Consider the following 21,909-nt stretch of genomic DNA (forward strand, 5'->3'; position numbering starts at 1 on the left):
CATAAGCAGGCTAATAAATCTGCTGCTCCCCCCATCGCCCGGGCTGCGAAACCGCTCAAGAATGAAGTATTGTTGTGCCCATCCAAAAAAACGTCAGAAGCCTTGAACCGCTTCGGCGGTTGTTCAGTGATAGAGGGTGTCATGGGTAACGAAAGCATCAACTGGGACAAGCTGGGTTTTGACTACATCAAGACCGACAAACGCTATCTGTCGTACTTTCGCAATGGCGAGTGGGACAAAGGCACCCTGACCGAAGACAACGTGCTGCACATCAGCGAAGGCTCCACTGCCCTTCACTATGGCCAGCAATGCTTCGAAGGCCTGAAGGCCTATCGTTGCAAGGACGGCTCGATCAACCTGTTCCGTCCGGACCAGAACGCCGCACGCATGCAACGCAGCTGCGCCCGCCTGCTGATGCCGCATGTATCCACCGAGCAGTTCATCGAAGCGTGCAAGGAAGTGGTTCGCGCCAACGAGCGCTTCATCCCGCCTTACGGCACCGGCGGCGCGCTGTACCTGCGTCCGTTCGTGATCGGCGTGGGTGACAACATCGGCGTGCGTACCGCCCCTGAGTTCATCTTCTCGGTGTTCGCGATCCCGGTCGGCGCCTACTTCAAGGGCGGCCTGACCCCGCACAACTTCCAGATCTCCACCTTCGACCGTGCCGCGCCACAAGGCACCGGTGCCGCCAAGGTCGGTGGCAACTACGCCGCCAGCCTGATGCCAGGCTCCCAGGCCAAGAAAGCGCACTTCGCTGACGCCATCTACCTGGATCCGCTGACCCACAAGAAGATCGAGGAAGTCGGTTCGGCCAACTTCTTCGGGATCACCCACGACAACAAGTTCATCACCCCGAACTCGCCGTCGGTACTGCCGGGCATCACCCGTCTGTCGCTGATCGAACTGGCCAAGTCCCGTCTGGGCCTGGAAGTGGTCGAAGGCGACGTGTTCATCGACAAGCTGTCGGACTTCCAGGAAGCCGGTGCTTGCGGTACCGCTGCGGTGATCACCCCGATCGGCGGCATCAGCTACAACGATCATCTGCACGTGTTCCACAGCGAAACTGAAGTCGGCCCTGTGACCCAGAAGCTCTACAAAGAGCTGACTGGCGTGCAGACCGGCGACGTTGAAGCGCCAGCAGGCTGGATCGTCAAGGTTTGATCTGACGGCCAGATGCACAAAAGCCCCCATCGAGTGATCGATGGGGGCTTTTTCATGGGATCTGTTTTTGCAGCCACGCCACAAACACCTGAGCCGCTGCAGAGGCCTGCGGTGTAACGCCGTAGTAATAACGTGGCAACGGCATCCGCAGGTCGGGCAACGGGCAGACCAGCCGACCGCTCGACAGATGCGTGCCTAGTAAAGTCGTCGGGCACAGCGCAATGCCCTCACCCGCCACGGCGGCCTCCAGCACTCGATGCATGTAGTCGAACTGGCGAATCTCCTGACTCGCGCTCTGCTGCTGGCCAAAACGCAGCGCCCAGTGGTGCCAGTCCTCACGCCGGGCCCTGACGGTCAGCAACGTGTGCTGCCCCAGATCGGCAAGATCCGCCAATGGGATTCGCTCGATCAGCTCGGGCGCCGCCACCATCAGTAATTCATCCTCAAACAACGGGTGCGACTCGATGGTCGGCGCCCAGTCGTCACGTCCACGGCGGATGACGATGTCGAAGCTGTCCTGCGCAGGATCCGGGGATCGGGTCTGGGTGATCACCTGCGGTTCGATGTCCGGATGCTCTGCCATGAAGGCATCCAGCCGGGGCGTCAGCCACAATTGGGCAAAAGACGGGCGGGTGTTGATATTCACTGTCGGCCGTGCCGCCTGCTGTCGCAACTCGGCAGCCGCGTCGGCGATCTGCGCCAGACCGGCGCTGACCTGCTGATAAAAACGCTGGCCGGCAGGCGTCAGCAACGATTGCCGGATGCGCCGTTCGAACAGCAACACACCCAGGTGTTCTTCCAGCAATTTGATGTGCCGGCTGACGGCACTATGGCTTACGTGCAGCTCTTCAGCCGCCAGCGTGAAACTCTGATGACGGGCAGCGACCGCAAAGGCACGAACCGCATTGAGCGGCGGGAGAGATTTGTTCATGGGTCTAATTTAGTCACGTATGCGCTGCATTTAAAGCGTTTGTCACACGTTCGGCGCCACGCCAATCTGCCCGCACGCCTAATCCCGCGCCCCGACGGAGCAGACATGCACAGCTACGGACTCTTTGTACTCTTCGCCACGCTGACCATTTTGAGCCCCGGCCCGGGTGTGGTGCTGACCCTGTCCAACGCCGTGCGCCTGGGCTGGGCGGGCGCAGTGCCGGGGATTTTGGGAATTGCCTCGGGGGCCTTCGTGGTTGCCGCCCTTAGCGCCACCAGTGTCGGCCTGATCCTCAGTGCCTCGGCAACGGCTTTTACCGTGCTGAAATATGCTGGCGCCGCTTATCTGTTGTATCTGGGTTTCAAGAGCTGGCGTTCTGATCGTTTCCGTACCCTGCAAGACGTCCGCCCTTCTCGCCCGGGCTACCGCTTTCTGGAAGCCGCATCCCTGCAGTTCCTAAATCCCAAAGCCATCTTCTTCTTTCTGGCGGTATTCCCGCAGTTCATCAACACCGCACAGGCTTTCCATCCGCAGTTCTTCAAACTGGTGACCACCTATGCAGCGCTGGTGATTCTGGTGCACGGCAGTTATGCGCTGCTCGCCAATGCCGCCAAGGGTTGGTTGTCGAGCCCGAAAGGCTCCTGGCTGGCGGCGAAAGTCTCGGGCGTGACCTTCGCCGGTTTTGGACTGTTGATGGCTTCAGCGACGCGCTGAACGGACGGCGGATGCTCCAGCTGTTTCAACGCAATACGTTTGCCGCCACGCCCGGCAATCCCGCTCGCCTGCCCGTTCTGCTGCTTGCCCATGCGCGCCTGGGTAATCAATCCGGGAATCAGTTCCCCCTCCGGCAGGTTCTTCCAGAACCGCGTCGGCAAATGCCCCTGCATGACCTTCTCGTTCAACCGCGCCGGGTTGAAGATGTGGCTGTAGTACGTCAGCCATAGGTCACCGTGGGGATCGTCGACGTTCTGCGCCAGTTGCTGCCATTCCACCGGACACTGACGCTGATGGATCAGTTGTTCGCCATCGTAATAAACCCCGTCGCGGGGTGTGGCGATCAGCCAGCGATGCCGGCCCATGCGCCCGATGAAGTGTTCGCTGGCGCTGTGCAGGATGTCGTGGGCCGGTTCGTGCCACGCCACATATTGCGGGCCCGGCAACTCAGCCGGGCGTTCGATGAAACGCACGAACGCATGCAGGTGATGCGCTTCACGCTGCACCTGCTTGATCCGCCGCTGCAACTCGCTGCCCAGTTTGTCACCGGCCATCATTGCCGTGCGATCGCCATGGCTGACCCGCCACAGCACTTCATACAGCAGGCTCCAGCGTTGATCGCCCCGGTAACGAGATGCTTGTTCCAGGGTGTCGAGCAACGCACGCGGGATGCGCGCCTGAAATGGCCCCTGCCCTTCGGGCACCGCTACGTCACTGGCAAACAGATCACTCACCCCTTCCGACGCCCAGCTCACCAGACTCGGATCGATTTCATGGCTAAGCAGCCAGCGCGCCTGTTGGCGCCACGTGTCGAACAGGTCGTCGCAGTCGAGGTTGATCATCCCCATAGCCCCATCTGCTGCGGCATCGGCCGGTCGCGCAACTGCTGATAGAGCATCTGGCTGGTGACCTCGGCCTGCTGCGGGTGGTAATCGCTGGTGATGATGAACGGCTTGGCCTTGGCCAGCACACAGCGCATGCGGGCCACGTCTTCGTAGCGAATGCGCCGCTGCCTTCGCAGTTCCACCAGACGTTCGGTCGTACGCAGGCCGATGCCTGGGATGCGTGAGATCAACGCCGGTTCAGCGCGATTGAGGTCCAGCGGAAACACCTCACGATTCTGCAGCGCCCAAGCCAGTTTCGGGTCGATGTCCAGCGCCAGGTTGCCCGGCCCCGTGAGCAACTCACCGGCGGTATAGCCATAACCGCGCAACAGAAAATCCGCCTGATACAAGCGGTGTTCGCGCATCAGCGGCGGCGCGGCCAGTGGCACACTTTTAGGGCTATCGGGAATCGGGCTGAACGCCGAGTAATAGACCCGGCGCAGGCGAAAGTTGCCGTAGAGCGCCTGAGCACTGTGCAGAATGGTGCTGTCGTCGGTGTCATCGGCACCCACAATCATCTGCGTGCTCTGCCCGGCCGGGGCGAATTTCGGTGCACGGGGTTCGTTGAGCACGGTCTGCACGCCGGTGTAGATGGTGTTCATCGCCTGCTTGATCGAACCGATGTGCTTCTCCGGCGCCAGGGTTTGCAGGCTGGCATCGGTGGGCAATTCGATGTTGACGCTCAAGCGATCGGCATAACGCCCGGCCTCTTCGATCAACGCAGGATCCGCATCGGGAATGGTCTTGAGATGAATGTAGCCACGGAATTCATGCTCCTCGCGTAGCAGCTTCGCGACGCGCACCAGTTGCTCCATGGTGTAGTCCGCCGAACGGATGATCCCCGAGCTGAGGAACAACCCGCTGACGCAATTGCGCCGGTAGAAATCCAGGGTCAGCGTCACCACTTCCTCGGGCGTGAAACGCGCACGCGGCACGTCACTGGAGCGTCGGTTGACGCAGTATTGGCAGTCGTAGAGGCAGAAATTGGTCAGCAGGACCTTGAGCAGTGACACGCATCGCCCGTCCGGCGTGTAGCTGTGGCAGATGCCCATGCCATCGGTCGATCCCAGCCCGCTCTTGCCCTCGGAGCTGCGCTTGGGCGCGCCACTGCTGGCGCAGGAGGCGTCGTACTTGGCGGCGTCGGCGAGGATGCTGAGCTTGTCGATGATTTGCATGGCACGGACTCGATACTGTTCGCATATACAGTATAGAGTCCGCCCACGGGCCACAAGCCGTAAAACGACCCTTCGTCAGTCAGGCTTGCTGCGCTCGACTGCCAGCCGCCACGGTTGAGGATTTACGCACCGGGACCGGTTGCTTCGACTCGGGCCACTTCACCCCGAATCGCGCCGCCATTTCCTTGCGCCCCAACGCCGTCAACGTCAGCGCCCGGCTGTCCAGATCCTGCGTCACCCATTTGCGCTTCAACGCCGCCTGCAACAACGCCGCCCCGAGCGAACCGCCCAGATGCGGCCGGCGCATGCTCCAGTCCAGGCACGGGCAAGCAAAGCGGCGGCGCATCGTCGACAGATCCTTGACCTCAATACCCATCCCCTCAAAAAACGCCTCGCCGCTGTCACTGAGGCGATAAACCTGCTCGTCGGTTTCCACCAGCCATCCCGTTTCAAGCAAGCGGTCATGCAGCATTACCGCCAGCGTCCCGGCCATATGGTCGTAGCAGGTTCGGGCGAATTGCAGGCGATCCGGCGTGTGCGGCTTGAAGGTCGGCGCGGGGTTCTGGCCGATCACCATCAGCGCTTCCAGCGCCTGGGCCACGCGTTTGTCGGCGAGGCTGTAATAACGGTGGCGGCCTTGCACATGCAGGCGCACCAGCGCCAGGTCCTTGAGCTTGGCCAGGTGTGCGCTGGCGGTCGAGGCGCTGACGTCGGCGAGGGTCGCCAGCTCCGTGGCGGTGCGGGCGTGGCCGTCCATCAGCGAGCACAGCATTTTGGTCCGCGCCGGCTCCGCGATGGCAGCGGCCACTTGCGAGACGCCGATGTCTTGATGTTCTGCGTGCATATTTCGCTCCCGGACGAATCATCGCCCTCAAGGACTGGAGATAGTAGCAACACTTTCCCCACCGACAAGGTTGCGATCCATGGACCCGATCATCGCTGCGACTCACGCCGATCCCTATCCCTACTACGCCGAACTGCGCGCGGCGGGCGGGCTGACTTTTCATCACGGACTGAAACTGTGGGTTGCCAGTAGCGCCCGGGCGGTGTGCGCGGTGCTGGCGCATCCGGATTGCCGGGTGCGCCCGGTGCAGGAACCGGTGCCCAAGGCGATTGCCGATGGCATGGCGGGTAAGGTGTTCGGCCAATTGATGCGCATGAATGACGGCGAAGCTCAGCGCTGCCCGCGTTCGGTCATCGAGCCGCCGTTGGGGCTGTTTGATCGGGAAGAAGTCAGCGCTTTGGTGTCCGCGCGGCTGATAACGAACGACGCCGACGGCCTCTATAAAGCCATGTTTCGCGGCCCGGTGTGCGTGGTTGCATCGCTGCTCGGATTCACCCCGGCGCAGGCGCGGGTCATCAGTGAACTGACGGCGGATTTCGCAGCGTGCCTGTCGCCGTTGAGCAATGACCTGCAACTGGCGGCAGCCCATCGGGCGGCGGAGCAATTGCGCGGATACTTTATTGAATTGCTGGCGGATCCGAACCCGTTTCTCGCCGACATCCAACAGCGTTTTGTCGGCGATGAGGACGTGTTGCTCGCCAACCTGATCGGCCTCTGTTCGCAGACGTTCGAAGCCACCGCCGGGCTTATCGGAAATGCGCTGGTGGCGTTGCAGCGTCAACCTGAATTACGCGCGGCGTCAGTGGATTCATTGCTGGCTGAAGTCCAGCGCTTCGATCCGTCGGTACAGAACACCCGCCGATTTGTGGCAAACAGCTGTGAAATCGACGGCTTGCGGCTGGAATCGGGCGACGTGATTCTGGTGTTGCTGGCCTCGGCCAATCGCGACCCGGTACTCAATGAAAACCCGGATCGTTTTATGCCGGATCGCCCGAATCGCCGCAGCTTCACGTTCGGCAGCGGTCGGCATCAATGTCCCGGACAGATGTTGGCGATGACGATCGCCCGCGCCACGCTCACTGAAATTCTCGCCCGCGACATTGATCCGGGAAGATTCACGTGGCACTACCGGCCTTCGTTGAATGGGAGAGTTCCGATGTTCAGCGAGGTGCAGATTTAAGCATCGCTGCAATCAAGGATCAGGTGGCCCATTCCAGGGAAGCAGGCAGCTGGAAACAGAGGTCTACTTCCAGTTTTGCGGCCGCCGACAGGTTGACCAGCGCATCCAGCGAGAACTTGTCGATTTTGCCGTTGAGTACGTCGTTAAGACGCGGCTGAGTGATGCCGAGACGCTTGGCCGCCTCTTTCTGCGGAAGCTCCCACGCACGAATCGTTTCGCAAAGCGTGCGCATCAATTTGGCCCGCAGACGCATGTTGGCCGCTTCCTGCGGCGTGTCTTCCAGCGCATCCCAGATGCTTGAGAAACGCTGGGGTGGGTTTTGATGATCCTTCATGGTTTAACCTGTTCCTGGCATTTGAACGTGCCACGCAGGCTATATCGAAACCAATATAAATCAAGCTCGAAGTGGCTTATTAAATATTCGGTATCACAAAGAGGATGTTCACAAGCAAGCACGCTTCACAGGCCGGCGGCGACCTCTTATGTGAGCCATAACGCCTGACAAATGAAGCATCATTTTGCCCTCATCCGAGAGGCTACATCGCCTTGCGCCTTTGCCTACAACTACGCCAGAATCCGCCGGCTTGTGCAGTTTGGAGCCTGCCCGTAACTTGATTCGCATCACTGAATGGTCAGTGAACGGGTTTAGTCGCTCGGACGGTTTTAAGTTGCATGCAGTCCATTTAGTCAGGTGTTCATTTGCCTGTGCTCAATGGTAGCTGTGCGCAGGGCGTCTTCGGGCGCGCCGGGAATGCTTAGAACCACCGGTCGACTAACCTGCGCATAGCTGCCACCTAATTGTTTAGTCGCAATGACGGTGTAAGCCTCAATTAAAGGTTCTAGGCAAATGTTCAAATACGTTCCTGATCCACCCGAAACTGACGTACCCAACGAATCCGACCCAACCTCTCCCTACTCCACAACCGACTCAAAAAAACTCCACGAAGCCGCCGAGCGCGCCCTCGACCATTACCTGAAACCCACCGCCCCGAAACAACACTGCCCCGGCCGCATGTTCCTCGTCGCCCCCGACCTGGATCAACATGCCCTGCTGGCCCACGCCTGCGAATCGATGACTTCGGCCAGCGTGATGCTCAGCGACTTCGCCGCACTGCTGGACCCGCCCTACCGCAGCACCGTGCTGGGCATCGCCCAAGTGGTGATGTGTGGCGAACTCGCGGTGAACCGGGCGCTGGACACTCTCGATGCCACGACCTGAGGAACACCCATGGAAAGCAAATCCGATGCACACATCGTCGCCGCCCTGATCTCCATCGGCCTCAACGAGAAAGACAGCCAGTGGGCCCAAAAAGCCTGTCTGTTACTGCTCGAGAGCGAACGGAAATCCATCGTCAGCGCCGCACTCACCGCCCTCGCCCAACTCGCCCGTGACCATGGCGAACTGGATCGCAATCGCCTGCTGCCGGCACTCACCAGCGTAAAACGCAGATTTCCAAGCCTGACCGGCACGGTTACCGCGACGCTGGATGAGATGGCGATGGCTGCGTAATAACCTGCGCACAAGGCAAGAAAAAACCCGCGGTCTCCCTTCACGGAGGCAGCGGGTTTTGTGCTTACAACTCATAAGAAATCGCTCCACGGATCTTGCCGAGAGCGTCATTTTGTAACAACCGCTTGAGCTTCAGAACCGTCCTACATCTTTCAAATGCTCATTCAGATAGCGTTCCCAACGCTTTAAAAGTTGGAACAAGGACGCTCATGGCTCAAAAATCAGAAATTCCCCGAATTCAGAATCCCCCCTCAGGCGACGGGCACCACATCACTACCCGCTACATGACTGCTACCGAGCTGGCAGAGCAGGACGCCAGACAAAAAAAGTACGACGAGATGCAGGCCAGACAACAAGCCTACGAAGATCGCTTTCTTCGGCAGTCTCAACAACCGAATCAACACAGCGCCCTAGGGTGTGTATTTACCAAGAGCTGCAACCTCCCCGACGGCGTCATCAACCATGAAAGCCCCGCAGGGTTTATCCCGGTCGAACGACTTGCTGACTTTGGAGCATTCACCTTGCTCGGTGGCCGCGAATTAGATGCGGCGGGAAATATCACCCTCAAAAGAATAGGTGGTGCCAAGTTACCGTCTGCTGTAGGCACGCTTCTCTTGGGAGGCTCGGCTTCTATTGGCACCAGCACAAGCGCCATATCCAGTGCTGGCGCAGTCACGGGCGGTGTTGCAGCAGGTGCTTTGGCGGGCATGGTTGCACTTTTGTGGCCATCCAATCTTGGTGACAGTTCACTCTATACCGAAGAACAGCTCAGATCGCTGAAGGAAGGTCGAACACGTATTCGACTACAGGTAGAGCAACAGCCCGATGGCAGTCTCAAAGGGTACGGGTACAACACTCAAAAGCGTCCTGACTGGGAAATGATTCCGGTTGTGCAGTTCACCGCCCAAGGCTCTCGCCAAGTGGCTGACTTTGGCAATGGCGCCACTTTGACCTGGACGCCTGCCGTCGATTCATCCAGCACCTCGGGTATCCCTCCGCTGGAAGGTGCCCCGCAAACACCGACTATCTGGATCTATCCGCCGACTGAGCAAGCAGACAAAATCATCGTCAACCCGATCTATCCGCCAGAGTACGAGGATTTCATCCTTGTGTTTCCGGCTGACTCCGGGGTGCAGCCTCTGTATGTTGTGCTCTCCAGGCCAGCACTGGGCGGTGATATCAAATACCACAGGCCCCCACGGACACTGCCCGCATTCCCGGATGCCCAACCAGTCAAATCAAAAAGCAGCGTTCAGGGTGGAGGAGGCAAGCGAAGCCGCTGGAAGGACCGGAAGGGGCGAATATATGAATGGGATAGCAAGACTGGCGCTATTGAGCTTTACAACAAACAAGGCAAACACCTTGGTGAATTCAACCACGAAACCGGTGAACAAATAGATCCCGCAGATCCCGAGAGATCTACCCCGAAGTAATACAGGAGGCTTTTAATGTTTTTATGGATAAGTGGCTTTTTGAAAGGTGATGAAGAGGACGACTCTTTGAAGTTTGAACTGACGGTGAAGCCTGAGGCAGAAGCTGCGGTTTTAGCATTGCTGGGTTGGGATAGCCTGGAAGAAAGCGAGGCCGGAGAATGGTTATTGAATGAAGGTCAGGTCCGGCAAATCGCTTCAGTCCTTAATGAACACCTACCAACTGAACTAGATCTTTTTATCGGGGTTCGGGAATAGTTGAGTCTTTCCTATCAAGAACCAACAGTGAACCACGATGAGGCAGTGAGGCTTCTTGAAAGCGGCGTGGAAAGGAATGTTGTCGCTGGATTGATTTCTATTGGCTTGAACGAATCAGACAGAATCTGGGCTCAGCAAACCTGCCTGAAGTATTTCGCCAGCAGCAATGAGTCGGTTGTCACCTCTGCCATTACCGCTCTCGGCCACATTGCTCGTAGACACGGCGAGCTGGACAAAGACATTGCCTTTGCAGCGCTGGAAGAAGTAAAGACAAGATTCCCTTCGCTGGAAGGCGTGATCGCAGACACACTTGACGATATTGAGGCGTTCACCTGATTCATAGAGCCCTTGCACACAGTACGTTGTGATCAGGGTTTCCCCTCATCACAACGGGCTTTATATGCAGACGCGATCACCGCCGAAAGTCAGACAGGATGAAAGGCGTAGTCCCCCTCAAGTAAGCCTCGACCTCCTCCAGCGAGTGCAGTCCGTCGCTCGAAGAAACAACGGAGCCTTGAACATTTTGTCGAGTCAGGGTCACGGTATAAGTCCCCTCTTCCTCCAGCAGAACGCCGGTGAATCTGACCTGTTGCCCGCCTTCTTCTGCGAAGGAAGTCGCTGTAAGGCTTCCAGACGCAAGCGTCGTCGTCACACGATCCTTGAGCGCTTTGCGCTTTGCCATCAGTTCCCTGGCCACAACCCAAGTGCCAACCCCCACAGCAGCGTTGAGCACAGCCATATACCCGTAAGACCAGCGCCCGTGCGACGAGTGTTTCTCGCCCAACCACTGGGCAATCTGGGAAATCATGTGCCACACGTCCATGCGCTAATCCCTTAATGCGATCATCAAATCTGCAACGCCGGATTCAATCCTCCCGCGTCAAAACCTCAAGCAACTCAATCTCGAACACCAGATTCGAATTCGGCGGAATCTTGCCCATCGTCCGCTCGCCGTAACCCAGATGCGCCGGCACCAGCAGCTTGCGCTTGCCGCCCACCTGCATCCCCATGATCCCCTGATCCCAACCCTTGATGACCCGGCCCGTACCGATCACGCACTGAAACGGCTTGCCCCGGCTCCAGGACGAATCGAATTCGGTGCCGTCTTCCAGCCAACCGGTGTATTGGGTGGTGATCAACGCGCCTTTGACGGCGGCTTTTCCGTCACCGGGCTGAAGATCGATTATCTGCAGTTCATCATTCATAACATTCGCTCTATTGTTCCGCTGGCCGCCGTTTTCCCAGAAATGCCGGCCATTGGCAACCGTTTGACCCAAGGTTGCCGCTGTTTCCGGCGTTGGCCGTGAATTAAGATAGCGACACGCCATCACTCCCGGATCGATACGCCATGACAGCGACGCTTGAATGACTCAACTCTGGATCAGCTTCGCCATTGTCGTCGTGCTGATGGTCGTGATCGCCTTTCTGATCCGCCGAGTGCGCGAGCTTCGTCAGCAACTCGCCGAGTATCGCGAACTGCTCACCCGCGCGGCCGAGGGCCAGAACATCCGTCAGGATGGCGATGCCGACCGCTTCAAGCGCAGCCAGTATTTCGCCCGGATCGGCACGTGGGACTGGGAGGTCGACACCGATCGGCTCTACTGGTCGGACGCGATCTTCGGCATGTTCGGGTTCAAGATCGGCGAAGTGACGCCGTCCTACGCTCTGTTCTGTTCCTGCGTACACCCCGATGACCGCGCACGGGTACGCGCCGGGGAATTGCGATGTCTTGAGACCGGCGAAAACCACGATGAGGAATACCGCGTGGTCTGGCCCGACGGCACGATTCGTTGGCTGCGGGAAACCGGCAATGTGGTGCGCAACGATCACGACGCGGTGATCAAGATGATGGGCGTGGTACGCGACATCACCGAAGAAAAGGCCTCGGCCAGCTATCTCCAACATCTGGCCCACTTCGACCCGTTGACTGGCCTACCCAATCGGCTGGTGCTGGAACAACGGCTATCGGAAGCACTGGAACATGCGCGCGCGACTGAAACGCGGGTGGCGCTGGTGTTCATCGATCTCAACGGCTTCAAAGCGATCAACGACCGCTACGGCCACGCCGCTGGCGACCGCGTTCTGATCACCACCGCTACGCGCCTGAAACGCATCCTGCGGGTCAGCGACACCGTCGCACGGATCGGCGGCGACGAGTTCGTGGTCATCCTGCAAGGCCTCGCCCCCGGCCTGAACCTGCAGGACGAAGCCCGCAGCATCTGTCAGAAAATCTTCATCGAACTGTCCCCGCCGATCCCCATCGGCAACGAGCAACGCCACATCGGCACCAGCCTCGGCGTCGCCGTATTCCCGGACCACGCACCGACCATGGATCGCTTGCTGCACATTGCGGATCTGGCGATGTATGAGGCCAAGCGCAGCGGGAACAATCAGTATCGATTGGGTGGTGGGCAGACGCTCAGTCATGGCCGGGCTGATTGAATTTCAGCGCTCGGGCGTACCGAATACAACGCCATTGAAGGTATGCGTGCAGCACTGGCAGTAGGGCGTCATGTCTTCGGCTTTCAGGGCAGGATTGACGATTTGCAGGCGCTTCTGTTCATCGACATACAGGCCATTGAAGTAACTCGATTCACCGAGTCGCACTATTTCTTGCCGGTCACTTTCCAGCACAGCGACCATCCAGAACACCGGTTCCTGCCGATCCAGCCGCGACACGGCCGCACTGAAAATCTCGTCCCAATCACCGCCGACACGCGACAGCAAAAAGCGAAACAAAGGCGTGTAATCGAAGCCACGGTGCTGGACCCCATGCATCGAGCCACGAGTAGCGTCGCTGTTGATTTCAGCCTTGGTGTTTCGCTGATGCCGGTAATGCCCGCCGGGATTGTTGCGACGGACGTTATGGGTGGTCGTGTTTTCTTTGCGGTAAAGGGGTTTCTTGTCCAACGAATTGCTCCTGACATCCAGTCACTCGAAACGCCCCTCGCGTTTTACCGGAACGGCGCTCGAATGCAATCAACCGTCCATGGCTAATTGTTGCTTGAGGTCAGCGCTCCACCGGCTGAATCGCCACAATCGTCCCGTTGGTAATCATCACCATCACGTACTTGTCATTGATCTGTACCCACTGCGCCTGCGGCTCCGGTTGCTTGAGGCCTTTCTGTTTCCAGTTGGTCAGGGCTTTTTCGCTGCGCTGATAGATGTCCGGAGCGCGGTCGTTGACTTGCAATTCGCGGCCGTCGACCGGGGAATGTTCGACGGTAGAGGTCGAGGTTTGCGCCGCTTGAACGAGGGGGCTGATCCCGGCGATGCCGGCGACGAGGGCCAGGCTGGCGATTAGGGTCTTGTTGTTCATCGGTGAACCTCCTGAAATTTGTGATACCTGAACTCCGACTGCGGGGTTCTGGAATCATTCCTTGTTTTTTGATGATGGCGGATCCGAAAGTGTAGCCGCCCACCGGACACATTGATCCGCCTTGAACATCAATCCATGCCAACTATGCAATTAACAGATCGATCACCCTGCGCCACTATCCGCCCCAATAAAAACCGTGCGCCGCCTCCCCGTCGCGCACGTCATAAAAGCGGTGGAGTATTTTTCGATGACAGCCTCAATCCCACACGGCGGCTCGCGGGCCGGCGCCATTTTCCGGGTGACCTCGGGTAACTTCCTCGAACAGTTCGACTTCTTTCTGTTCGGTTTCTATGCCACGCAGATCGCGGCGGTGTTCTTTCCGGCGAGCAGTGAGTTCGCGTCCCTGATGATGACTTTTGCGGTGTTCGGCGCAGGCTTTTTGATGCGTCCGCTCGGGGCTATCGTGCTCGGCGCGTACATCGATGACGTCGGCCGGCGCAAAGGGTTGATCGTCACTTTGTCGATCATGGCCAGCGGCACGATCTTGATTGTGCTGGTGCCCGGATACGAAACCATCGGCCTGTTCGCCCCGGCGCTGGTGTTGATCGGGCGGCTGCTGCAAGGCTTCTCCGCCGGTGCGGAGCTGGGCGGGGTTTCGGTGTATCTCTCGGAGATCGCCACGCCCGGCCGCAAGGGCTTTTTCACCGCGTGGCAGTCGGCCAGTCAGCAGGTGGCCATCGTCGTCGCCGCCGCACTGGGTTACGCGTTGAACCAATGGATGGCGCCGGACGTGGTTGCGGATTGGGGCTGGCGGATTCCGTTTTTCGTCGGCTGCATGATCGTGCCATTCATCTTTATCCTGCGTCGTAACCTGGCCGAGACCGAAGAGTTCGCCGCCCGCAAACATCGCCCGAGCATGAAGGAAGTGTTCCGTACCCTCGGCCAGAACTGGGTCGTGGTGCTGGGCGGGATGTTGATGGTTGCCCTGACCACCACCGCGTTCTACCTGATCACCGTGTACGCGCCGACCTTCGGCAAAACCGTGCTGCACCTGAGCACGTCCGATGCGTTGCTGGTGACGTTGCTGGTGGGCGTTTCCAACTTCTTCTGGCTGCCGATTGGCGGCGCGTTGTCCGACCGCATCGGGCGGCGCCCGGTGTTGATCGCCATGTCGCTGCTGGCCCTGGCCACCACGTATCCGGCGCTGTCGTATCTTGTGCAGGCACCGAGCTTCAGCCACATGTTGCTGTCGCTGTTGTGGCTGTCGTTTATCTACGGCCTGTACAACGGCGCGATGATTCCGGCGCTGACCGAGATCATGCCGGTGGAAGTGCGCGTAGCCGGTTTCTCCCTCGCCTATAGCCTGGCGACGGCGGTGTTCGGCGGTTTCACCCCGGCGATGTCGACTTTCCTGATCCAGTACACCGGCGACAAGGCTGCGCCGGGTTACTGGATGAGCGTCGGCGCGCTGTGTGCGTTGTGCGCGACGCTGTATCTGTATCGCCGCACGGGCGGTCGTCTGCAACCTGTCGCTGCCTGAGGAGAGCACCATGAAAAAACTGATGACCGTTACGGCCCTGCTCGCCGGCCTCGCGTTCAACGTTGCGGCCCAGGCCGAAGAACTGCGGGTGATGACCTCCGGTGGCTTCACTGCCGCCTACAAAATCCTCGGGCCGAAATTCGCCGCGAACAGCGGCAACACCCTCGACACCATCCTCGGCCCGTCGATGGGCAAGGCCCCGGAAGCGATCCCCAATCGCCTTGCGCGTGGCGAACAGGCCGACGTGGTGATCATGGTCGGCTACGCCCTCGATGACCTGATCAAACAAGGCAAGGTCGACCCGGCTTCGCGTGTGGAACTGGCGGATTCGCGGATCGGCCTGGTGGTGCGCGAAGGCGCGCCGAAACCGGACATCAGCAACGTCGACAACCTGAAGAAAACCCTGCTCGACGCCCAGTCGGTGGCCTACTCCGACAGCGCCAGCGGCGTATACATCGAGCAGCAACTGTTCAAGAAACTCGGCATCGAGGATCAGCTGAAACCGAAGGCGAAGATGATCCCGAAAATCCCGGTAGGCTCGGTGGTTGCCACCGGCAACTATCAACTGGGCTTCCAGCAGGTCAGCGAATTGCTGCCGGTGCCGGGGGTGAGTTTTGTGGCGAAGATTCCGGAATCGGTGCAGTCGGTGACGCGGTTTGCTGCGGGGATTCCGGTGGGTGCGCAGCATCCAGAGGAAGCGAAAGCGTTGCTCGCTTATCTGGCCGCACCTGCCGCCCAGCCTGACGTGCAGGCCACCGGGCTGGATTCGGTCAAGCGCTGACCGTCGGCGGCTGGACTTTCATTTCCACCACCAGCCGCTCCAGTTCCAGTGCCGCCGGGGTCAATGTGCGACCCCGGCGTTTGATGATGCCGACGCTGCGCATCACTTGCGGATCGGTCAGCGGCACCCGCGTCAGGATCGGATGATCCGCCGCCGGCATCGCCATCAGCGGCACCGCCGCCACGCCCAACCCCGCTTCCACCAGACCGATCATGGTCGTCACATGCCGCGTCTCGCAGATGCTCGGACGCTGCGGCACCACTTTGGCCAGGGCCTGATCCAGCAGAAAACGATTGCCCGAAGTCTTGTCCAGCGAGATGTAATCCTGCCGGTAGAACTCGTCCCAGGTCACGCTGCTGCGCCCGGCCAGCGGATGATCGCGGCGACAGGCGACCACGTAACTCTCCTGCACCAGCGGCTCGAAATCCACGCCCGCTTCCTGGGTGCCCATGAAACTCAGGCCGAAATCCGCCTCGCCGTTGACCACCGCGCTCAGCACGTCGTGGGCGCTGGAGTCGAGGACTTTGACTTTGATTCGCGGGAACTGTCGGTGATAGCGGGCGACCACGCTCGGCATGAAGTAATACGCCGCCGACGGCACGCAAGCGACCGTGACGTGTCCCTGCCGATTAGAGGCGACTTCGCTGATGCCGAGTAACGCGACGTCCAGGTCATCCAGCAAACGCTCGACACTGGGCATGAAACCGCGACCGGCCTGGGTCAGGCTGACCTTGCGCGTGGTGCGTTCGAACAGCTTCACGCCGAGGGCGTCTTCGAGCTTTTCGATGCGCCGGCTCAGGGCCGGTTGCGACAGGCGCACGGTGTCGGCGGCCTTGCGGAAACTGCCCTGCTCGACCACGGCGCGAAAGGCTTGCAGGTCGTTGAGGTCGAAGTTGATGGCCATGGGAAACTCGGGGGGAATTGATTCGCTGAGGCTATAAATGTAACCAATTGATGCAAATTATTACAGAAGCACATCTGCTCAAGCAGGCTGTGCGGTAGATCTGCAATCATTTCAGCCTTTATCCTTGTCGCCCCCCGCCGTACCGCGTTACTGGAGTTCCGCTCATGCCCCATGAAGGCAATCTGTTGCAAGCCGCCGTCGTCTTTCTCATGGCCGCCGTGCTTACCGTTCCCCTGGCCAAGCGCCTGCAACTGGGCGCGGTGCTCGGTTATCTGTTTGCCGGGGTGATCATCGGCCCGTCGGTGCTGGGCCTGATCGGCAATCCGCAAAGTGTCAGCCATATTTCGGAGCTGGGCGTGGTGCTGCTGTTGTTCATCATCGGTCTGGAGTTGTCGCCGCGACGGTTGTGGGTGATGCGCAAATCGGTGTTCGGCGTGGGTCTGGCGCAGGTGCTGCTGACCGGTTCGGTGATTGGTGTGCTGGCGTTGTCGGTGTTCGGCCAGCCGCTGAACAGCGCGATTGTCTTGGGCCTCGGTCTGGCGCTGTCGTCCACCGCATTCGGCCTGCAAAGCCTGGCGGAACGCAAGGAACTGACCAGCCCCCACGGTCGTCTGGCGTTTGCGATTCTGCTGTTTCAGGACATCGCTGCGATCCCGTTGATCGCGCTGGTGCCGATGCTCGCGGGCGTCGATCACCACACCAGCACTGCCGACGATGTGCGCCACAGTCTGCAGGTTTTGGGTAGCATCGCCGTGGTGGTAATCGGTGGGCGTTATCTGTTGCGTCCGGTGTTCCGGGTGGTGGCGAAAACCGGTTTGCCGGAAGTCTCTACCGCCACCGCGTTGCTGGTGGTGATCGGCACGGCGTGGCTGATGGACATGGTCGGCGTGTCGATGGCGCTGGGCGCGTTTCTCGCCGGCCTGCTGCTGGCGGATTCTGAATATCGCCATGAGCTGGAAGCACAGATCGAGCCGTTCAAGGGCCTGCTGCTCGGATTGTTTTTCATCAGCGTCGGCATGGGCGCCAACCTCAGTCTGCTGCTCAGCGCGCCGATCACGGTGCTGGGGTTGACGCTGTTGTTGATTGCCCTGAAATTGCCGCTGCTGTTTGTGGTCGGACGTCTGGCCGGTGGGTTGAACAAGGTCAGCGCAATTCGCCTCGGCATCGTGCTGGCGGCAGGTGGTGAATTCGCGTTTGTGGTGTTCAAGATCGGTCGCGATCAGGGCCTGTTCGAACCGCGTCTGTATGACCTGCTGGTGCTGACCATCACCCTGTCGATGGCGGTCACGCCGTTGTTGCTGTTGATCTGCGCACGGTTGGTCAGCCCGAAGGTGCAGCCGGTGGAAGTGCCGGAGAAATTCCGCCAGATCGAGACCGAAACCCCACGGGTGGTAATTGCCGGCATGGGCCGGATGGGCCAGATCGTGGCGCGGATTTTGCGGGCGCAGAACATCAAGTTTGTGGCGCTGGACACCTCGGTGGAAACCATCGAACTATCGCGCAGTTTTGGTGGCGTGCCGGTGTTCTACGGTGACCCGATGCGGCCGGAAATCCTCAGCGCGGCCAAGGTCGGGGAAGCGGAATATTTCGTGATTGCCACGGACGATCCGGAGACCAACATCAAGACCGCCGAGATCGTGCGCAAGCTCTACCCGCACATGAAGATCATCGCCCGGGCGCGTAACCGGCAGCATGTTCATCGGTTGGTGGATGTGGGGGCCGATCCGATTCGGGAGACCTATTACTCCAGTCTGGAAATGAGCCGTCGCACGCTGGTTGGCCTCGGCTTGACCCAGGCCCAGGCCGATGCGCGGATCAAGCGCTTCAAGCACCACGATGAACAGGTGCTCGAGGCTCAACACGCGGTGTACGACGACGCGGCCAAAGTGCTGCAGACCGCCCAGGAAGCGCGTGCGGAACTGGCCCGGTTGTTCGAGTCGGATCAACTGGAAGAACAATCGGGCAAGTCCTGAAGTTTGCAGAGTTCCAAATGTGGGAGCCAGCCTGCTGGCGATTGCGACAGCTCGGCCACCATCAAGGGTGACTGAACCGGCCTCATCGCCAGCAGGCTGGCTCCCACAAGTTCAGGCTATCTCCAGCTCCCTCTCTTCTTTGGCCGGCGCCACTTCAAACCGGTCCGCCAGAAACGGCGTGATGTCCAGCGGCAGCGGTTCATCGTTGACCAGCTTATCCAGCAACACTCCGGTAATCGCCGACGTCAGCACCCCGGTGCGGAAATGCCCGCAGGCGTTGAGATACCCCTCCACCCCGGCCATCGGCCCAAGAATCGGCAACTCATCCGGCGAGCCCGGCCGCAGCCCGGCCCAGGTGCGCTTGAGGTTGATGTCCGCCAGTTCCGGCAGGCAACGCACGGCGCCCTGCACCAACCCGGCGATTTCCGGCCAGGTGGTGGTGACGTCGAAGCCCTTGTCCTCGGTGGTGCTGCCGATCAGGATTTCACCGTTGTCCTTCTGTGCCATGTAGCAATCGCTGGTGGTCAGGCAACCGTTGAGGATTTTCGGCAGGCGTTCGGTCAGCAGGATCTGGCCCTTCACCGGTTTCACCGGAATCCGGATGCCGGTGGCCCACTCGCTCAAATCCGCCGCCCACGCGCCAGCGGCGTTGATCAGGGTCTTGCAGTGAAACACCCCGGCTTCGGCCGTTTGCACGCCAGTTACCCTCGTGCCGTGATGCAGCACGCCGGTGATGTTGGTGTTGACGTACATGTCCACGCCGTTCTGCCGGGCGCCTTCGGTGTAGGCGTCGGCCAGACGGAACGGGCTGACCTGATGGTCGCAGAGGAATTCCAGCGCGCCGCGCGCTTCATGGCTGACGCTCGGCTCGGACTCGCGCAATGCCGCCTGATCCAGCCAGCGCACCTGATCGGCCAGGTGCGGAATGCAGCCGACGATGTGCTCGGCATACAACCGGTCTTCATCGTCATAGATCACAAACTTGAGCCCGGTCTTTTCGAACTTGAAATCCATCCCGTGGTTGTCACGCAGCTCGCGGTGCAGCGCCGGGTACAGCGCGTTGGACTGCAAGGCGAAATCGAAGAATGACGGCGGCAGGATGTGCGGCGTGCTGGAGTCCACCGCCACCGCCGCGCCCTGGGTTTCGCGCTTGCGGTTGGCCGACATCATGCGGAAGAAAATCACCCCGCAGCCCAATCCCACCGACTCGCCAATCGCCCACAGGCCACCGGCCGAGGCGCGGGTCGCGTTGCCCGGGCGCTTGGCGTCGATCAGCGCGACCTTGAGGCCTTTGCGCTTGGACAATTGATAGGCGATGGACGCGCCAATCACACCGCCGCCGGCGATGACCACGTCATAGAACTTACTCATGGGAAACGGCCTCCGTGCCGAGGGACTGGAACGCGGAAAAGGGAATCGGATCAATCGGGAAACGCGGCCGCAGCCAGCCGACATCCTTGCGCCCGGTGGCCTGTCGCAATCGGTCGCTGCAATAGCCGACGCACATCCGCCCCTGACAGTCGCCCATGCTCACGCGAGTGCGCATTTTCAGGCTGGCGATGTCTTGCACGCCCTGCTCCAGCGCGCGGTCGATGTCGGCGCGGGTCGCATGTTCGCAGCGGCAGATCACCGTGTCGGCCGCCGGCAATGCGGTCTGCCCGACGCCGCGTTCGGTGTAGCGATCCACCGCCGCACGGAAACGTACGATGGCTTTCAGTTTGCCCAGATAACGGTCGCGACGGACCCGCGCCAGTTCTTCTTCCAGCACGCCGCGTTGCAGCAGGATCGAGGTGGCGGCGATCTTGCCGGCGAGCATCGCCGCTTCACCGCCGCGAATCCCGCCCATGTCACCGGCCAGATGCACGTGGGGCTCGCTGCTTTGCTGCCAGATGTTGGCGTTGGCGCGCAAGTAGCCGTCGTCGCTGAAGCCGTGATCCAGGCCCATTTGCTGGCTCAACTGTGTACGCGGAATGAAGCCGTAACCGACCGCCAGCGTCTTCGCTTCGAAGCGTTCGACGCGGCTCATGTCCGGCTCCCACGTTGCCGAGTACGGCGCCACGCTGACGCTTTTCAGTTCGCCTTCGCCGTGCGCTTCGACCACGCCCCAGCCGTAGTTCATCGGGATGCCGTGCAATTTCAGGTAGGCGAGCATGCTCAAGCCATCGAGGAACAGTTGCGGCTTGTTCAGCAGCGCCAGACTTTCCTTGGCGATCTTGCCGAATGCGCAGGCCTCGTAGACGCCGGCCACGCTCACGCCCGACGCGTGCAGCTGGGTTGCCACCAGCGGCAACAACGGCCCGGTGCCCGCAATCACCACCGGCCCCTGCGGTTTGACCACGCCGCTTTTGATCTGCAATTGCAGGCCACCGAGCATGATCACACCGGGCAGCGTCCAGCCGGGAAACGGCACGCTGCGCTCGTGGCAACCGGCGGCCAGCAGCAGCTGCGGGTATTCGATTTCGTGCAGACGCTCGTCGCCGTCCAGCACCACCAGCGAGCGCGTGCCTTCGGCGCCGACCACGCGGTGGTTGAGGCGCACGTCGATCAGACCGGACTGCTCCTGAAAATCACCGTGCAGTTTGCCCAGCGCCTCGGAATAGCGCGGCCCCAGATAATCCAGCTGCACACCGTCACGCAGCGGCCCGCGATAGACCACGCCGCCCAGGCGCGACGCCTCTTCGAGCAAGGTGCAGCGCACCCCGTGCAGGGCCAGTTCGATGGCCGCGGCCATTCCCGCCGGGCCACCGCCGACGATCACCGGATGCAGGCTCATACCACCTCCTGCCCGTGAATACGGTTGACCTGGGTTTCGATCAGCATGCCCTCGCGCACCACGGTCTGGCAGGCGCGGCGCTTGTGCCGGCCGTTGATTTTCACCAGGCAGCACTGGCACACGCCCATGCCGCAATAGGCACCGCTGACCTGGTTGTGATCGTTGCGCGCGACCTGGCGCACGCCGAGGGACTGAATGACGCTGAGCACGGTTTCGCCGATGGCGGCAGTGACCGGCTGGCCGTTGATGTGGACAGTCATATCCGCCTGCGCCAAGGGCTGGATATCGAAGGTTCTTTCTAGGCAGTGCATTGCAATGATCATCCGTGAAAAGTTCAGGTGAGGTTGAAACAGCTCAGCTCCTTGCTGCACTACACCTCGCCGGCTCGTGGGGTTTATCGCTCTCTATCGGGCCGGCAGGTTGGTTCCGCTCGCGCAGCAAAGTGCGCGCAAGCAATGTAGTCGATCCAGCGGCAAGGGCCTGGAAATTTCACGGTAGGGGATATTGCGCCGACGAATATTGATCCAGGCCA

24 protein-coding genes and 1 pseudogene are annotated in these 21,909 nt (G+C 60.2%); 12 read left to right on the forward strand and 13 right to left on the reverse strand.

The window, feature by feature from the left end; translation table 11 throughout:
* Positions 1–141 precede the first annotated feature (141 nt).
* Complete coding sequence (locus M5G18_RS08730) at positions 142–1,161, forward strand: branched-chain amino acid aminotransferase (RefSeq protein WP_273897542.1); 1,020 nt, start codon at positions 142–144, stop codon at positions 1,159–1,161.
* Positions 1,162–1,213: 52 nt separating this feature from the next.
* On the opposite strand, the gene M5G18_RS08735 is transcribed toward M5G18_RS08730, so the two are convergent.
* Positions 1,214–2,092 carry a LysR substrate-binding domain-containing protein gene (locus M5G18_RS08735; protein ID WP_273897543.1) on the reverse strand — a complete coding sequence of 293 codons (879 nt, stop codon included), beginning with the start codon at positions 2,090–2,092 and terminating at the stop codon, positions 1,214–1,216.
* 105 nt (positions 2,093–2,197) lie between these two features.
* Here M5G18_RS08735 and M5G18_RS08740 point away from each other — a divergent pair, with 105 nt between their 5' ends.
* Complete coding sequence (locus M5G18_RS08740; RefSeq protein ID WP_273897544.1) at positions 2,198–2,806, forward strand: LysE family translocator; 609 nt, start codon at positions 2,198–2,200, stop codon at positions 2,804–2,806.
* Between the two features lie 29 nt (positions 2,807–2,835).
* Here the strand turns inward: M5G18_RS08740 and M5G18_RS08745 are convergent.
* The 3 genes and pseudogenes from M5G18_RS08745 to M5G18_RS08755 all read right to left on the reverse strand — a co-directional run.
* Positions 2,836–3,648: pseudogene (locus M5G18_RS08745) on the reverse strand (TIGR03915 family putative DNA repair protein); the annotation flags it as partial.
* Positions 3,645–4,865: a putative DNA modification/repair radical SAM protein gene (locus M5G18_RS08750; RefSeq protein ID WP_085602681.1), complete on the reverse strand. Its 1,221-nt coding sequence runs from the start codon at positions 4,863–4,865 to the stop codon at positions 3,645–3,647. The pseudogene M5G18_RS08745 and the gene M5G18_RS08750, both read right to left, overlap by 4 nt.
* 79 nt (positions 4,866–4,944) lie before the next feature.
* Complete coding sequence (locus M5G18_RS08755) at positions 4,945–5,709, reverse strand: ArsR/SmtB family transcription factor (RefSeq protein ID WP_273897545.1); 765 nt, start codon at positions 5,707–5,709, stop codon at positions 4,945–4,947.
* Between the two features lie 79 nt (positions 5,710–5,788).
* On the opposite strand from M5G18_RS08755, the gene M5G18_RS08760 reads away from it, so the two are divergent.
* Entirely contained in the window at positions 5,789–6,889 is a 1,101-nt protein-coding gene (locus tag M5G18_RS08760) for a cytochrome P450 (protein WP_273897546.1), read from the forward strand.
* Positions 6,890–6,908: 19 nt separating this feature from the next.
* Here M5G18_RS08760 and M5G18_RS08765 read toward each other — a convergent pair whose 3' ends face one another.
* Positions 6,909–7,223, reverse strand: coding sequence for a helix-turn-helix domain-containing protein (locus M5G18_RS08765; RefSeq protein WP_192561526.1), 315 nt, complete (start codon positions 7,221–7,223; stop codon positions 6,909–6,911).
* Between the two features lie 513 nt (positions 7,224–7,736).
* Here M5G18_RS08765 and M5G18_RS08770 point away from each other — a divergent pair.
* The 5 genes from M5G18_RS08770 to M5G18_RS08790 all read left to right on the forward strand — a co-directional run bounded on the left by M5G18_RS08770 (position 7,737) and on the right by M5G18_RS08790 (position 10,423).
* Positions 7,737–8,108 (forward strand): DUF6124 family protein, encoded by a 372-nt coding sequence (locus M5G18_RS08770; RefSeq protein ID WP_127798595.1) that lies wholly within the window; start codon positions 7,737–7,739, stop codon positions 8,106–8,108.
* Positions 8,109–8,117: 9 nt separating this feature from the next.
* Positions 8,118–8,399, forward strand: coding sequence for a hypothetical protein (locus M5G18_RS08775; RefSeq protein ID WP_273897547.1), 282 nt, complete (start codon positions 8,118–8,120; stop codon positions 8,397–8,399).
* Positions 8,400–8,608: 209 nt separating this feature from the next.
* Positions 8,609–9,832, forward strand: coding sequence for a colicin E3/pyocin S6 family cytotoxin (locus M5G18_RS08780; RefSeq protein ID WP_273897548.1), 1,224 nt, complete (start codon positions 8,609–8,611; stop codon positions 9,830–9,832).
* Positions 9,833–9,847: 15 nt separating this feature from the next.
* The gene (locus M5G18_RS08785; RefSeq protein WP_273897549.1) at positions 9,848–10,087 is read left to right on the forward strand and encodes a pyocin S6 family toxin immunity protein; all 240 of its coding nucleotides are present in this window, start codon (positions 9,848–9,850) and stop codon (positions 10,085–10,087) included.
* 27 nt (positions 10,088–10,114) lie between these two features.
* Positions 10,115–10,423 (forward strand): hypothetical protein, encoded by a 309-nt coding sequence (locus tag M5G18_RS08790; RefSeq protein WP_273897551.1) that lies wholly within the window; start codon positions 10,115–10,117, stop codon positions 10,421–10,423.
* A 76-nt stretch (positions 10,424–10,499) separates the two neighbouring features.
* On the opposite strand, the gene M5G18_RS08795 is transcribed toward M5G18_RS08790, so the two are convergent.
* Together M5G18_RS08795 and M5G18_RS08800 are read right to left on the reverse strand one after the other, a co-directional pair.
* Complete coding sequence (locus M5G18_RS08795; protein ID WP_273897552.1) at positions 10,500–10,910, reverse strand: hypothetical protein; 411 nt, start codon at positions 10,908–10,910, stop codon at positions 10,500–10,502.
* A gap of 43 nt (positions 10,911–10,953) precedes the next feature.
* Entirely contained in the window at positions 10,954–11,292 is a 339-nt protein-coding gene (locus tag M5G18_RS08800; RefSeq protein ID WP_007952931.1) for an FKBP-type peptidyl-prolyl cis-trans isomerase, read from the reverse strand.
* Between the two features lie 160 nt (positions 11,293–11,452).
* Here M5G18_RS08800 and M5G18_RS08805 point away from each other — a divergent pair, with 160 nt between their 5' ends.
* Complete coding sequence (locus tag M5G18_RS08805) at positions 11,453–12,529, forward strand: sensor domain-containing diguanylate cyclase (protein WP_273897555.1); 1,077 nt, start codon at positions 11,453–11,455, stop codon at positions 12,527–12,529.
* Between the two features lie 3 nt (positions 12,530–12,532).
* Here M5G18_RS08805 and M5G18_RS08810 read toward each other — a convergent pair whose 3' ends face one another.
* Together M5G18_RS08810 and M5G18_RS08815 are read right to left on the reverse strand one after the other, a co-directional pair.
* The gene (locus M5G18_RS08810; protein ID WP_273897556.1) at positions 12,533–12,997 is read right to left on the reverse strand and encodes a hypothetical protein; all 465 of its coding nucleotides are present in this window, start codon (positions 12,995–12,997) and stop codon (positions 12,533–12,535) included.
* 100 nt (positions 12,998–13,097) lie between these two features.
* Positions 13,098–13,406, reverse strand: coding sequence for an RcnB family protein (locus tag M5G18_RS08815; RefSeq protein WP_115078403.1), 309 nt, complete (start codon positions 13,404–13,406; stop codon positions 13,098–13,100).
* Between the two features lie 247 nt (positions 13,407–13,653).
* Between M5G18_RS08815 and tcuC the strand changes: the two genes are divergently transcribed.
* Together tcuC and M5G18_RS08825 are read left to right on the forward strand one after the other, a co-directional pair.
* Positions 13,654–14,946, forward strand: a complete 1,293-nt coding sequence (tcuC, locus tag M5G18_RS08820) for an MFS transporter (protein ID WP_273897557.1) — start codon at positions 13,654–13,656, stop codon at positions 14,944–14,946.
* Positions 14,947–14,956: 10 nt separating this feature from the next.
* Positions 14,957–15,727, forward strand: coding sequence for a substrate-binding domain-containing protein (locus tag M5G18_RS08825; protein ID WP_273897558.1), 771 nt, complete (start codon positions 14,957–14,959; stop codon positions 15,725–15,727).
* Here M5G18_RS08825 and M5G18_RS08830 read toward each other — a convergent pair.
* The gene (locus M5G18_RS08830) at positions 15,717–16,631 is read right to left on the reverse strand and encodes a LysR family transcriptional regulator (protein WP_011334875.1); all 915 of its coding nucleotides are present in this window, start codon (positions 16,629–16,631) and stop codon (positions 15,717–15,719) included. The two genes, M5G18_RS08825 and M5G18_RS08830, sit on opposite strands and share 11 nt — an antisense overlap.
* A gap of 164 nt (positions 16,632–16,795) precedes the next feature.
* On the opposite strand from M5G18_RS08830, the gene M5G18_RS08835 reads away from it, so the two are divergent.
* Positions 16,796–18,604 (forward strand): monovalent cation:proton antiporter-2 (CPA2) family protein, encoded by a 1,809-nt coding sequence (locus M5G18_RS08835; protein ID WP_273897559.1) that lies wholly within the window; start codon positions 16,796–16,798, stop codon positions 18,602–18,604.
* Positions 18,605–18,715: 111 nt separating this feature from the next.
* Here the strand turns inward: M5G18_RS08835 and hcnC are convergent, their stop codons facing one another.
* From hcnC to hcnA, 3 genes are read right to left on the reverse strand one after another with little or no spacing between them, the layout of a single operon-like run.
* Positions 18,716–19,975 (reverse strand): cyanide-forming glycine dehydrogenase subunit HcnC, encoded by a 1,260-nt coding sequence (gene hcnC / locus M5G18_RS08840; protein ID WP_134023230.1) that lies wholly within the window; start codon positions 19,973–19,975, stop codon positions 18,716–18,718.
* Positions 19,968–21,377 (reverse strand): cyanide-forming glycine dehydrogenase subunit HcnB, encoded by a 1,410-nt coding sequence (hcnB, locus tag M5G18_RS08845; RefSeq protein ID WP_085602652.1) that lies wholly within the window; start codon positions 21,375–21,377, stop codon positions 19,968–19,970. The genes hcnC and hcnB overlap by 8 nt, the downstream gene beginning before the upstream one ends.
* Positions 21,374–21,688 carry a (2Fe-2S)-binding protein gene (hcnA, locus tag M5G18_RS08850; RefSeq protein WP_207983171.1) on the reverse strand — a complete coding sequence of 105 codons (315 nt, stop codon included), beginning with the start codon at positions 21,686–21,688 and terminating at the stop codon, positions 21,374–21,376. The genes hcnB and hcnA overlap by 4 nt, the downstream gene beginning before the upstream one ends.
* Positions 21,689–21,909 lie beyond the last annotated feature (221 nt).

Origin of the sequence: Pseudomonas aphyarum, from assembly GCF_028657055.1 — a bacterium.
Lineage (GTDB): Bacteria > Pseudomonadota > Gammaproteobacteria > Pseudomonadales > Pseudomonadaceae > Aquipseudomonas > Aquipseudomonas aphyarum.

Excerpts from the sequence above, each read along its gene's own strand:
- M5G18_RS08795 (WP_273897552.1), bottom strand. The coding sequence starts at position 10,910 with ATGGACGTGTGGCACATGATTTCCCAGATTGCCCAGTGGTTGGGCGAG.
- M5G18_RS08825 (WP_273897558.1), top strand. The coding sequence starts at position 14,957 with ATGAAAAAACTGATGACCGTTACGGCCCTGCTCGCCGGCCTCGCGTTC.
- tcuC (WP_273897557.1), top strand. The coding sequence starts at position 13,654 with ATGACAGCCTCAATCCCACACGGCGGCTCGCGGGCCGGCGCCATTTTC.
- M5G18_RS08785 (WP_273897549.1), top strand. The coding sequence starts at position 9,848 with ATGTTTTTATGGATAAGTGGCTTTTTGAAAGGTGATGAAGAGGACGAC.
- M5G18_RS08805 (WP_273897555.1), top strand. The coding sequence starts at position 11,453 with ATGACTCAACTCTGGATCAGCTTCGCCATTGTCGTCGTGCTGATGGTC.
- M5G18_RS08835 (WP_273897559.1), top strand. The coding sequence starts at position 16,796 with ATGCCCCATGAAGGCAATCTGTTGCAAGCCGCCGTCGTCTTTCTCATG.
- M5G18_RS08770 (WP_127798595.1), top strand. The coding sequence starts at position 7,737 with ATGTTCAAATACGTTCCTGATCCACCCGAAACTGACGTACCCAACGAA.
- M5G18_RS08735 (WP_273897543.1), bottom strand. The coding sequence starts at position 2,092 with ATGAACAAATCTCTCCCGCCGCTCAATGCGGTTCGTGCCTTTGCGGTC.
- M5G18_RS08780 (WP_273897548.1), top strand. The coding sequence starts at position 8,609 with ATGGCTCAAAAATCAGAAATTCCCCGAATTCAGAATCCCCCCTCAGGC.
- M5G18_RS08800 (WP_007952931.1), bottom strand. The coding sequence starts at position 11,292 with ATGAATGATGAACTGCAGATAATCGATCTTCAGCCCGGTGACGGAAAA.
- M5G18_RS08730 (WP_273897542.1), top strand. The coding sequence starts at position 142 with ATGGGTAACGAAAGCATCAACTGGGACAAGCTGGGTTTTGACTACATC.
- hcnC (WP_134023230.1), bottom strand. The coding sequence starts at position 19,975 with ATGAGTAAGTTCTATGACGTGGTCATCGCCGGCGGCGGTGTGATTGGC.
- M5G18_RS08775 (WP_273897547.1), top strand. The coding sequence starts at position 8,118 with ATGGAAAGCAAATCCGATGCACACATCGTCGCCGCCCTGATCTCCATC.
- hcnA (WP_207983171.1), bottom strand. The coding sequence starts at position 21,688 with ATGCACTGCCTAGAAAGAACCTTCGATATCCAGCCCTTGGCGCAGGCG.
- M5G18_RS08750 (WP_085602681.1), bottom strand. The coding sequence starts at position 4,865 with ATGCAAATCATCGACAAGCTCAGCATCCTCGCCGACGCCGCCAAGTAC.
- hcnB (WP_085602652.1), bottom strand. The coding sequence starts at position 21,377 with ATGAGCCTGCATCCGGTGATCGTCGGCGGTGGCCCGGCGGGAATGGCC.
- M5G18_RS08760 (WP_273897546.1), top strand. The coding sequence starts at position 5,789 with ATGGACCCGATCATCGCTGCGACTCACGCCGATCCCTATCCCTACTAC.
- M5G18_RS08815 (WP_115078403.1), bottom strand. The coding sequence starts at position 13,406 with ATGAACAACAAGACCCTAATCGCCAGCCTGGCCCTCGTCGCCGGCATC.
- M5G18_RS08740 (WP_273897544.1), top strand. The coding sequence starts at position 2,198 with ATGCACAGCTACGGACTCTTTGTACTCTTCGCCACGCTGACCATTTTG.
- M5G18_RS08830 (WP_011334875.1), bottom strand. The coding sequence starts at position 16,631 with ATGGCCATCAACTTCGACCTCAACGACCTGCAAGCCTTTCGCGCCGTG.
- M5G18_RS08765 (WP_192561526.1), bottom strand. The coding sequence starts at position 7,223 with ATGAAGGATCATCAAAACCCACCCCAGCGTTTCTCAAGCATCTGGGAT.
- M5G18_RS08755 (WP_273897545.1), bottom strand. The coding sequence starts at position 5,709 with ATGCACGCAGAACATCAAGACATCGGCGTCTCGCAAGTGGCCGCTGCC.